The sequence below is a fragment of the Cognatiyoonia sp. IB215182 genome, from assembly GCF_033963905.1.
Lineage (GTDB): Bacteria > Pseudomonadota > Alphaproteobacteria > Rhodobacterales > Rhodobacteraceae > Yoonia.
In genome coordinates, this window is sequence record NZ_JAXBMB010000005.1 from 189,935 (window position 1) to 201,606 (window position 11,672).

General features: G+C 59.1%; 9 protein-coding genes. 4 read left to right on the forward strand and 5 right to left on the reverse strand.

The window, feature by feature from the left end; all coding sequences use genetic code 11:
- Positions 1-57: 57 nt before the first annotated feature.
- Positions 58-2,766 carry a preprotein translocase subunit SecA gene (gene secA / locus SLH47_RS11745; protein ID WP_320239699.1) on the reverse strand — a complete coding sequence of 903 codons (2,709 nt, stop codon included), beginning with the start codon at positions 2,764-2,766 and terminating at the stop codon, positions 58-60.
- Positions 2,767-2,962: 196 nt separating this feature from the next.
- On the opposite strand from secA, the gene SLH47_RS11750 reads away from it, so the two are divergent.
- The 4 genes from SLH47_RS11750 to SLH47_RS11765 all read left to right on the forward strand — a co-directional run bounded on the left by SLH47_RS11750 (position 2,963) and on the right by SLH47_RS11765 (position 6,004).
- Positions 2,963-3,805 carry a peptidylprolyl isomerase gene (locus SLH47_RS11750; RefSeq protein WP_320239700.1) on the forward strand — a complete coding sequence of 281 codons (843 nt, stop codon included), beginning with the start codon at positions 2,963-2,965 and terminating at the stop codon, positions 3,803-3,805.
- A gap of 6 nt (positions 3,806-3,811) precedes the next feature.
- Positions 3,812-5,026 carry a bifunctional glutamate N-acetyltransferase/amino-acid acetyltransferase ArgJ gene (argJ, locus tag SLH47_RS11755; RefSeq protein ID WP_320239701.1) on the forward strand — a complete coding sequence of 405 codons (1,215 nt, stop codon included), beginning with the start codon at positions 3,812-3,814 and terminating at the stop codon, positions 5,024-5,026.
- Positions 5,023-5,421, forward strand: a complete 399-nt coding sequence (gene mutT / locus SLH47_RS11760) for an 8-oxo-dGTP diphosphatase MutT (protein ID WP_320239702.1) — start codon at positions 5,023-5,025, stop codon at positions 5,419-5,421. The genes argJ and mutT overlap by 4 nt, the downstream gene beginning before the upstream one ends.
- 97 nt (positions 5,422-5,518) lie before the next feature.
- Positions 5,519-6,004 (forward strand): GNAT family N-acetyltransferase, encoded by a 486-nt coding sequence (locus SLH47_RS11765; protein ID WP_320239703.1) that lies wholly within the window; start codon positions 5,519-5,521, stop codon positions 6,002-6,004.
- 139 nt (positions 6,005-6,143) lie between these two features.
- On the opposite strand, the gene infB is transcribed toward SLH47_RS11765, so the two are convergent.
- Genes infB through rimP form a run of 4 tightly spaced genes read right to left on the reverse strand, consistent with a single transcriptional unit; the run spans position 6,144 to position 11,479 of the window.
- Entirely contained in the window at positions 6,144-8,627 is a 2,484-nt protein-coding gene (gene infB / locus SLH47_RS11770; protein ID WP_320239704.1) for a translation initiation factor IF-2, read from the reverse strand.
- On the reverse strand, positions 8,624-9,256 hold the full coding sequence (locus tag SLH47_RS11775; protein ID WP_320239705.1) for an RNA-binding protein: 633 nt from the start codon (positions 9,254-9,256) through the stop codon (positions 8,624-8,626). The genes infB and SLH47_RS11775 overlap by 4 nt, the downstream gene beginning before the upstream one ends.
- A gap of 25 nt (positions 9,257-9,281) precedes the next feature.
- Positions 9,282-10,904 carry a transcription termination factor NusA gene (gene nusA, locus SLH47_RS11780; protein ID WP_320239706.1) on the reverse strand — a complete coding sequence of 541 codons (1,623 nt, stop codon included), beginning with the start codon at positions 10,902-10,904 and terminating at the stop codon, positions 9,282-9,284.
- Entirely contained in the window at positions 10,904-11,479 is a 576-nt protein-coding gene (rimP, locus tag SLH47_RS11785; RefSeq protein ID WP_320239943.1) for a ribosome maturation factor RimP, read from the reverse strand. The genes nusA and rimP overlap by 1 nt, the downstream gene beginning before the upstream one ends.
- Positions 11,480-11,672: the final 193 nt, after the last annotated feature.

An 11,672-nucleotide genomic window follows, 5' to 3' on the forward strand; every position in this document is an offset into this window, starting at 1 on the left:
ACGGTGACGTCAGAAGGACAACCCGATGACCTTAGCGTGTTTGAATGATGTCATCAATCAGGCAAGACGCCCATGGCAATGCTTGAACTTCTTGCCGGACCCGCAAGGGCACGGATCGTTACGCCCCGGCTTGCCCCATGTATCAGGGTTGTTTTCGTCAAACCCTTCAATGGCTGGCCCAGCTTTGACGGTCGAAGAACCAGGAACCGCTGCGGCAGCGGCCGCTGCAGCGGCTGCCGCTTGCTGCTGGCGGATCTGGGCGATCATCTGTTCCTGCTCTTCTTTCGACATGGGCCGGATCTGCGACAGCTTTTTCGTTACATCGGATCGCAAGCTGTCCAGCAGCCGCTCAAACAGAAGGAAACCTTCGGTCTTGTATTCGTTGAGCGGGTCGCGCTGGGCATATCCACGGAACCCAACGACAGAGCGCAGGTGTTCAAGCGTCAGGAGATGCTCGCGCCATTTAGCGTCAATTGTCTGCAGCAAAAGCTGCTTTTCGACGCTGCGCATGGTCTGATCACCGAAAGCCTCGGCCTTTTCCGCCATGAACTTGTCGGCGGCTTCTTCGAGACGCTCCCGGATATCGTCGTCATCGACGCCCTCTTCCGCAGCCCAATCCACAACGGGTACGTCAAGGCCCAGGATCTCCCGAACATCCGCTTGCAACGCCTCGGTATCCCATTGATCCGCATAACTTTTTGGCGGCATGTATTGATCGACCAAGTCATCGATCACCTGATCCCGCATATCCTTGACGATATCAGACAGGTCCTGCGCCTCCATGATGTCGCGCCGCTGCGAGAAGATGACCTTCCGCTGGTCGTTCATCACATCGTCGAATTTAAGGAGCTGCTTGCGGATGTCAAAGTTGCGGCCTTCAACCTTGGCCTGCGCGCGTTCGAGCGATTTGTTCACCCATGGATGCACGATCGCCTCGCCCTCTTGCATGCCCAGACCCGACAGCACCTTGTCGAGCCGTTCGGACCCGAAGATGCGCATCAGATCATCTTCGAGCGACAGGAAGAAGGACGACCGCCCCGGATCACCCTGGCGGCCTGAACGGCCACGCAACTGGTTGTCGATGCGGCGGCTTTCATGACGTTCCGTGGCCAGCACGAAGAGCCCCCCGGCATCCTTGACCGCTTGCTCATCGCTCTCATGCTCTGCTTCGATGCGCGCGCGGATCGCCGCATGATCGCCATCGGGATCACTGGCAATGGCCTCAAGCACCTTGAACTCGACATTGCCGCCCAGCTTGATGTCGGTCCCGCGGCCAGCCATGTTGGTCGCAATCGTCACAGCGTTCAGCTTGCCTGCATCCGCGATGATCTGCGCCTCTTGTTCATGCTGCCGCGCGTTCAGCACGTTGAATGTGATTCCCTCGGATTTGAGCAGGCCCGCGAGGTATTCGGACTTCTCAATAGAGGTCGTGCCGACTAGGATCGGCTGGCCCGTCGCATGCGCCTCTTTGATCTCTTCGACAATGCCGTCGTACTTTTCCTTGGACGTTCGGTAAACCTGATCATCCTCATCGATCCGGGCGATGGGGCGGTTCGTTGGAACCTCTACCACGCCAAGTCCGTAGATCTCTTGAAACTCATCTGCCTCGGTCGCGGCCGTCCCGGTCATCCCACCCAGCTTGTCATAAAGACGGAAATAGTTCTGGAACGTGACAGATGCGAGCGTTACGTTTTCGGGCTTGATCGACACACCTTCTTTCGCCTCAACGGCCTGGTGCAAACCGTCTGACAGGCGACGGCCAATCATCATGCGGCCCGTGAATTCGTCGATCAGAACGATTTCATCGTCACGCACGATGTAGTCTTTGTCGCGCGTATAGAGCTTGTGTGCACGCAGCGCCTGATTGACGTGGTGAACCAGCGTCGTGCTTTCAGGGTCGTAAAGCGTCTGACCTTCGGGCAGCAGTTCCGCCTCGGTCAGCTTTTGTTCCAGATAGTCGTTCCCCTCATCAGTGAAGGTGACCTGCCGCGTTTTTTCGTCGAGTTCGAAATGCTCTTCAGAGATATCGGGCACGATCTTGTCGATCTTGGCGTACATCTCGCTGCGGTCCTGCGCGGGTCCAGAGATGATGAGCGGCGTGCGCGCCTCGTCAATCAGGATCGAATCCACCTCATCGACAATCGCGAAGTTGTGGTCGCGCTGATACATCTGGCTCAACTCGGATTTCATATTGTCGCGCAGATAGTCAAAGCCAAGCTCGTTGTTCGTCGCATAAGTCACGTCGCAAGCGTAGGCTTCCATCTTTTCGGCATCAGGCTGCTGTGGAACCACAACGCCGGTGGTCATGCCAAGCGCGCTGTAGACATTGCCCATCCATTCCGCGTCGCGGCGGGCGAGATAATCGTTCACCGTCACGATATGCACACCCTTGCCCGTCAGCGCGTTCAGATAGGCCGGGAAGGTGGCGACGAGCGTTTTTCCCTCACCCGTCTTCATTTCCGAGATATTGCCCTGATGCAGGAAAATCCCACCCATCAACTGTGTGTCAAAGGCGCGCAGGCCCAGCGCGCGCTTTGCTGCCTCGCGGCAATTGGCAAAGGCTTCGGGCAAAAGTGCGTCAAGGCTCTCACCTTTCATGGCGCGCGTTGCGAGGTCTTCGGTCTTTTGTTTGATATCCTCGTCAGACAGCGCCTCGAACTCGGGCTCTAGCGCATTGATCTGTGCAACCAGTGGACGGACGGCTTTGACCTTACGGTCATTCGCGCTGCCAAAAACCTTTTTGGCGATCGTTCCGATACCCAGCATATTCTCTCCGGCGGTGCGTCACGCACCTGTCTGACATCTATTTGAGAGGAGGTCGCTTGTAGGCCTGTCACAGGCCACATAGAAAGGGCCAGAAATACATAGCGCTTCGGCCTCCTCAAGGCATTCATGGGATGTAAGGGGCCGTTTCTACCGTGTCAACGCCGCGCACAAGCGTGGCCAATCAAGGGATCGTTTAATGCTGAAACAAGTTACAGGTCTGGGTGCTGCAGCGGCCATTTTGCTGGCCGCGACAAGCACTTTTGCGCAGGATGTGACCGCCGATACGGTTGTCGCCACGGTGGGTGAGACCGAGATAACGTTGGGTGAAGTCATCATCGCGCGCACCAACCTGCCGCCGCAATATGCGCAATTCCCGAATGAGGTTCTGTTCGATGGTCTGGTGGACCAATTGATCCAGCAACAGCTTCTTGCTGATTCCGCATCAAGCGTCTCGCCCCGGATCGACTATACACTGCTGAATGAACGGCGCGCCCTGGTCGCCAATAGCGTGATCACCGAAATCGCCGAGACATCCGTGACCGAAGAAGACATCCAGGCGCTCTATGATGAACGCTTCGCCGATGCCGAGGAAGTGCCGGAATTTCGTGCCTCGCATCTTTTGGTGGAGACCGAGGAAGAGGCCGCCGCCGCCAAAGCGCGTATTGATGAAGGTCAGGCATTCGCCGATGTCGCCCGCGATGTCTCGACCGGCCCAACGGGCCCGAACGGGGGTGATCTAGGCTGGTTTGGCGAAGGTGCGATGGTGCCGGAGTTCGAAGAGGCCATCACGTCGCTTGAAGTTGGCGGTGTCTCCGAGCCGTTTGAAACGCAGTTCGGATGGCATGTGGCAACGCTCGTAGAGAAGCGCGTGCAACCGCAGCCCACTCTCGATCAGACCCGTCGCCAGTTAACCGCTGAGTTGCAAGAGGTCGCGGTGACCGCACGTCTGGAAGAGCTCGCCGCCGCGCAGGAGGTGGTCAAGCCCGAGGCTGGCGCGTTCGATCCAAACCTGATCGACAGTATCGACCTTCTGGACTGAGCCAGCATGGCCATGTCACCACTGGCGCCTGATCGGTTTCCGGACCTTCCAGAGATCGCGGGCGTGACGTTTGCGACTGTTGCAGCGGGCGTCAAATACACGGGCCGCGACGACGTTATGCTCGCCATGTTGGCGCCGGGCACTGCTGTGGCGGGCGTGTTCACACGTTCGGCCACACGGTCCGCACCTGTGCTGGATTGTCAGGCCAAGCTGGGCGGTGACCCATCCGCCGCCGCCGCGATCCTTGTGAATTCCGGAAATGCCAACGCCTTTACCGGCAAGAACGGCACCAATGCCACCGCCGCGGTTGTTGATGCCGTTGCGGCGGTCACGCGCGTGCCCGCCGCGCGCGTTTTCACTGCGTCCACCGGCGTGATTGGCGAACCGCTGCCGCACGACCGGATCACCGCAAATCTGCAGGATCTCTCTGATCGCCAATCTGCGGGTGCCATTGCAGAGGCCGCCCGTGCGATCATGACGACCGACACGTTCCCCAAGGGTGCGAGCGCGACGGTCGAGATCGACGGCGAGACCGTGACCATCGCAGGCATCGCCAAGGGCTCTGGCATGATCGCGCCGGATATGGCGACGATGTTGGTCTACATCTTCACCGATGCGCAGATCGGCCAGGCTGAACTGCAGGGCATGGTGGCCTCGCATAACGCCAAGACCTTCAATTGCATCACGGTGGATAGCGATACGTCCACCTCAGACACTTTGCTTGTCGCAGCAACGGGCCGGTCAGGCGTGGATGTCACCGGCAACGCGGCGTTCAGCGCCGCCCTGCATCGGGTTATGCTGGACCTCGCACATCAGGTCGTCCGCGACGGCGAGGGGGCCACGAAGTTTGTCACGGTCGAGGTCACGGGCGCCGAGCATGACACAGACGCACATCAGGTGGCCATGGCCATCGCCAACTCCCCGCTCGTCAAAACGGCCATTGCGGGTGAGGATGCCAATTGGGGCCGCATTGTCATGGCGGTCGGGAAATCGGGGGCAGCGGCGGACCACGACAGGCTGAGCATCCGGATTGGGGACATCACGGTTGCCGAAAACGGCTGGCGCGCGCCGGATTATTCGGAAGAGGCCGCGAGCGCTTACATGAAGAACGCGGAACTTGAGATCGGCGTAGATCTGGGGCTGGGCACCGGGACAAGCACCGTTTGGACCTGCGATCTGACCCACGGCTATATCAGCATCAACGCGGATTACCGATCATGAAGACGGTGCTTGTCTCCGCCGTCGCGCTGATTGACCCCGATGGACGGGTCTTGCTCGCGCAACGCCCCGAAGGCAAATCCATGGCGGGCCTATGGGAATTCCCCGGTGGCAAGGTCGAGGCGGGAGAGACCCCAGAGGCCGCGCTGATCCGCGAATTGCAAGAGGAACTGGGCATCGACACCTGGGCCTCCTGCCTCGCCCCGCTCACATTCGCCAGCCACTCTTACGACGATTTCCACCTGCTGATGCCGCTCTTCGCCTGTCGTAAATGGGAGGGCACGCCGCAATCGCGGGAAGGGCAGACCCTGAAATGGGTGAAACCCAACCAACTGCGCAACTATCCGATGCCAGCGGCGGACATCCCACTGATCCCGATACTTAGGGATTGGTTGTAGATTCTTGTATGTCTGCTAAGAGCCCTAAGTGCTAAATGCTGCGGGCCCAACCAATGGCGGATATGCAACTTGACACAACGCGCATAGAGTCACTTGCATGAGCAAGTTCCGAAATGCCCGACAATCTGACGCACTGCGATGCTTTGAGATCGAAACTTCTGCCTATGAAGGCGACGAAGCAGCAACTCTCAACAAGATATCCAAAAGGATCGAGGTCTATCCCGATGGTTTCCTCATTCTTGAGGAACAAGGCAAGATCGTCGGCTTTATCAATTGCGGATGTGCTTATGAAGTCGAAATGTCAGACGAGGAATTCAAGGAACTCGTCGGCCATGATCCCGGTGCACCGAATGTTGTCATCATGTCCGTGGTCGTCGACCCTGCCGCGCAAGGGCGCGGTCACTCTCGGGCGCTGATGGATGAGTTCATTGGCCGAATGCGCGAGATGGACAAAGAAATGATCTACTTGATGTGCAGAGAACATCACGTGTGGCTCTATGAGAAGCTCGGTTATGAATACCTGAGACCGTCTAATTCAGACCACGGTGGGACGGTGTGGCATGAAATGAGCATGCGGCTTTGAGCTTTGATTTAGCTTTCAATGCGAAAGCCGACATCCGAGCAGCATCGGTCAATGGCCGCTCCGTCCGTGATAGCGGATGCTCAAACTATCCTGCCAAAAAATAAAGGCGGCCCATTGGCCGCCCTTTCTGGCATTTTGATCAAAGCTCGCGCTCAACCTCTTCACGTTCGAAGATTTCGATCACGTCTTCGGGGCGGATATCGTCGTAGTTCTCAAACGCCATACCGCATTCCTGACCGGACTGCACCTCGGGCACCTCGTCCTTGAAGCGTTTGAGCGTTTTCAACGTCCCTTCGTGGATCACCACGTTGTCACGCAACAGACGCACACCGGCGGAGCGGCGGGCGACACCTTCGGTGACGATACAACCCGCAACCTTGCCGACATTGGAGACCTTGAAGACCTCTTTGATCTCGGCATAACCGATGAAGTTTTCCTTGATCTCGGCAGACAGCAGGCCAGACGCCGCTTTCTTCACGTCATCCACAAGGTCGTAGATCACCGAATAATACCGGATCTCGACACCCTTCTGGTTCGCCGTGTTCCGGGCAGAGGCATTAGCACGCACGTTAAAGCCAAAGACCGGCGCGCTGGAGGCTTCGGCAAGGCCAATATCCGTCTCGGTAATCGCACCGACGCCCGAATGCAGCACGCGCACGCGCACTTCTTCGTTGCCGATCTTCTCCATCGCCTGCACGATGGCCTCGGCAGAGCCCTGCACGTCGGCTTTCACGAGGATGGGCAACTCACTGACATTCTCGTCCGCCTTAGCATTCGCCATCAGCTGTTCCAGCGTGGTCGCAGCACCGGCAGCAGCGCGTTTTTCCTTCGCCGCTTTTTCGCGATACTCCGCGATTTCACGTGCTTGCGCGTCGGTCTCGACCACGTTGAGCACGTCGCCCGCTTCGGGCGTGCCGTTCAGACCCAGCACCTCAACAGGAACAGACGGGCCAGCCTCTTTCACGCGCTCGCCCTTGTCATTGATCAGCGCGCGGACCTTCCCGTGCTGCTCACCCACCACAAAGATGTCGCCCTGACGCAATGTCCCTGTCTGAACAAGCACGGTGGCAACAGGCCCACGGCCCACGTCCAACTGCGCCTCGATCACAGCACCTTCGGCGGCACGATCAGGATTGGCCTTCAGTTCCAGGATTTCGGCCTGCAGCGCAATCGCCTCAAGCAGATCATCAAGGCCCTGGCCGGTGATGGCCGAGACTTCAACATCCTGCACGTCGCCGGACATCTTTTCGACGATGACCTCGTGCTGCAACAGATCGGTGCGGACCTTGTCGGGGTTCGCTTCGGGTTTATCGATCTTGTTGATTGCCACGATCATCGGCACTTCCGCCGCTTTGGCGTGGTTGATCGCCTCAATCGTCTGCGGCATGACTGCGTCATCTGCAGCCACCACAAGCACCACAATATCCGTCACCTGCGCCCCGCGAGAGCGCATGGAGGTAAACGCAGCGTGACCCGGCGTGTCGAGGAATGAAAGCACCGCGCCGCTGTCGGTTTTCACCTGATAGGCGCCGATATGCTGCGTGATCCCGCCTGCCTCGCTCGCCACCACCTTCGCATTGCGGATCGCATCCAGCAGAGAGGTTTTCCCGTGATCGACGTGACCCATGATCGTGATGATTGGCGGCCGCGGCTTGAGGTCTTCAGGCTTGTCTTCAACCGCCTGAATGACGTCTTCAACATCTGCATCCGAAACACGGACGACGGTGTGGCCGAACTCTTCGATGATCAGTTCCGCCGTGTCAGCGTCAATCGTCTGGTTCTGGGTCGCCATGATGCCGTTGGTCATCAGCGCCTTCACCACATCGGCGACACGCTCGGTCATGCGGTTGGCAAGCTCGGAAACGGTGATCGCCTCAGGCAGGGCCACCTCGCGATAGACCTTTTCACGCTCTGCAGAGACGCCCATTGCCTTCGCGCGCGCTTTGTCCTGCTTACGCTTCATCGCGGCCATGGACCTCTGACGGCCACCGTCACGACCGGACAGCGCGTCATTCAGCGTCAGCTTGCCAGAGCGGCGGCCATCGTCAGAGCGGCCCGGCTTGGCCTTGTTGCCACGATCCGTCTTGGTCTCGCGCTCGCGATCCACCTTGGCGCGGGTCGGGCGGTCAACAGCGGTCTCACCCGGCACAGCCGCAGCGGCAGGGGGCGCATCAGCCGCAGCCTTTTTGCGCGCGGCTTCTGCCTTCTTGCGTTCTTCTTCTTCGGCCTTGGCCTTGGCGCGCTCCTCGCGGGCACGATCTTCGGCTTCCTTCGCCTCTATCTCGGCCCGGCGCGCCGCACGCTCTTCCTCGCGCGCTTTTTCCTCAGCCGCGCGTTTTGCGGCCTCTTCGGCCTCGCGCGCCTTCGCCATGGCGAGCGCCTTCATGCGGCGTTCCAGCTCGGCATCCGAGATACCTGCAGGCCGCTTTGACGGGTCCCCACCTACAGGCGCCGCACGCCCGCCGGCCGCGGGTTTCGCCGCACCCGGCTTGGGCACCACAACGCGCTTGCGCTTGGTTTCCACCACGACGTTCTTGGTCCGCCCGTGGCTGAAGCTTTGCTTCACGTTGCTTGGACGTGAACCACCCAGACCCAGAGTTTTTTTGCCGTCGTTATCGCTCATCTAGCTTCTTTATCCTTCCCGGAGGCCCCATCGCCCCCGTCACTTTCGCGTAAACCGCGCAGCTTTGTGGCTTCCTCTACAACACGATTGCTGAGTCCACCAGTGGCAAGCGCGCCATGTATCACAGTTTGCCGCCCAAATGCCAAACCCAATTCGGTTGACGTCAGGCAGCCGAAATATCGCGCCCCTTCGGGCGTCCAAAGCTTTGTCTTCCCGCGCTCTGACCCGTCAGAGGCCTGCACCAGAACACGGACCTGTTCGCCGCCAGCGAGCCAGCCCTTGACCTTCTCGAACCCGCACACGGCCAAACCGGCCTTTCGGGCGAGCGCGATCAGGTCCACGACGCGGCGCGCCAACTGTCCTTCGACCAGATCGGCCAGATTATCCGGCACGGTCACGGCCTGTTTGGCTGATCGCGCGAACTGACCTTTTGTGGCCTGATCCAGAACCGCCCGGTCCGCCGTCACATACATGCCGCGACCCGGCAATTTGCCCAACACATCAGGCACGACCTGATTGTCTGGGCCCACAACAAACCGGATCAGCCCAGCCTTTGGCTGGACCTCACCCGTGACGATGCACTTGCGCGCAGGCTCGCCGCGTTCTTTGTTATGGCCGCCCCGCGCCATCTGTCGCCCTGTCAGAGGCCTGAAATCAGGCCTCCGCCTCCTCGGTCTCGGCTTCGGCAGCTTCGGCTTCTGCCGCTGCAGCCTCCAGATCCGCCGGGTCAACCCAGCCCAGCATCACACGGGCTGTCATGATCAGGTCCTGCGCCTCTTCCAGCGACACATCGAACGGCTCCAGAACACCATCGTCCTTCACACGTTCGCCATCGACGGTGGTCCATCCACCGGCCAGTTCCCAGTCAGCGCAAGTCGCAAAGTCTTCCAGCGTCTTCACGCCATCCTTGCCCAGCGCTTCCAGCATCTGCGGCGTCAGCCCTTCGAAATTGGCAAGGCTGTCTTCAACGCCCAAAGCACGGGCCGCTTCCATCGCCTTTTTCGCCTGCTCTTCCAGATAGTCACGGGCACGGGCCTGCAATTCAGCCGCCGTATCCTCATCCACGCCTTCGATCACCAGAAGTTCGTCGATTTCGACATAGGCCACTTCTTCGAGGTTCGTGAACCCTTCAGATACCAGTAATTGGGCAAAGAACTCGTCCAGATCAAGGGTCTCCATGAAGAGTTTTGTGCGCAGCTCAAACTCGGCCTGACGACGCTTGGATTCCTCTTCCTCGGTCATGATATCGATGTCGAGCCCAGTCAGCTGGCTGGCCAGACGCACGTTCTGGCCGCGACGACCAATGGCAAGCGACAATTGCTCTTCCGGCACAACCACTTCGATCTTGCCCGCTTCCTCGTCCAGAACCACCTTGCTGACCTCGGCAGGTTGCAACGCGTTCACAAGGAAGGTCGGCATGTCTTCATTCCATGGAATGATGTCGATCTTTTCTCCTTGCAACTCGTTCACAACCGCCTGCACACGGCTGCCGCGCATGCCCACACAGGCGCCAACCGGGTCGATAGAACCATCATAAGAGATGACGGCGATCTTCGCGCGGCTGCCGGGGTCACGGGCCACGGCCTTGATCTCAATGATGCCTTCGTAAATCTCTGGCACTTCCATCTTGAAAAGCTCCGCCATGAATTCCGGCGCGGTGCGGGACAGGAAGATCTGCGGCCCGCGCTGTTCGCGGCGCACATCCTTGATGTAGCAGCGGATGCGATCATTGGGGCGATATGCCTCGCGCCCGATCTTTTCATTGCGGCGCAGCACAGCCTCGCCCGCGCCCACATCGACGATGACGTTGCCATACTCCTCGCGCTTGACGAGTGCATTGATGATCGTCCCGGCGCGATCCTTGAATTCTTCGTATTGCTTGTCACGCTCGGCTTCGCGGACCTTTTGCAGGATGACCTGCTTGGCCGATTGCGCGGCAATCCGGCCCAGTTCGACAGGCGGCACTTCTTCAATGAACTGCTGCCCGACTTCTGGGTTTTCCATATACTGCTTGGCCTGTTCGACCGTGAACTCCGCCTGATAATTCTCAAGCTCTTCGTCTTCGACGACGGTGCGCACACGGGTAAAGGTCGCGCGGCCGGTTTTGCGGTCGATGGACACACGGATGTCCATCTCTGCGCCGTAACGCGATTTGGCGGCACGGGCGAGCGACTCCTCCATCGCCTCCACCACGAGGCCCGGTTCGATATTCTTTTCGCGGGCCACGGCCTCGGCCGTTTGCAACAGCTCCAACTGGTTGGCTGACGTATACGCCATTAGGTGTTCTCCTCACCTTCTATAATTGTTTCTATCTCATCAAACTGGGTTTCGTCGATCTGACCCGCATCCTTGCGACCGCGCAGAACGTCGCGGATCAGCTCATCGGTCAGGACAAGTTTCGCATCCGACAGCCAGTCAAATTTCAGGCCAATTGTGCCTTCGGAAATGGTGATCAGAATCTCATCGCCTTCCGTACCGGCAAGCTGTCCTTTGAACCGGCGGCGCCCGTCGATCAGCTGTTCGGTTTCCACTTTCGCTTCAAAACCCTGCCAAAGATCGAAATCCTTCAGCCGGGTCAGCGGGCGGTCGATGCCGGGGCTGGAGACCTCCAGATTGTATTCATCCAGAATGGGGTCTTCGACGTCCAGAACAGCGCTGAGTGCTGTCGAGATTTGCCCGCATTCATCCACTTCAATCTGGCCATCGGGGCGCTGCACCATGATCTGCACCACGGTGTCCTTCCCGCTCATCATCCGCACGCGCACAACTTCGAACCCCATGTCCTCGACGACAGGGGTCACAATCTCGGCGATGCGGCGGTCGATGGCCGCTTTGGCGATCAGATCGTTCATATCTTTCATAAGCACAAAAAAACGGGCGCGCGGCCCGTTGATCTTTCCCGGTGGAGCCTTGGGGGTGGAAGCCGAGGCGCCGCTTTCATCGCTCATATACGGAACCGTCTGCGAGTCTGCAAGAGGGAAGGCAATGCGCGTTCGCATTTGGCACGAAGCGTATGGGAACTCGTATCGTCGAGGCGCGTGGGAA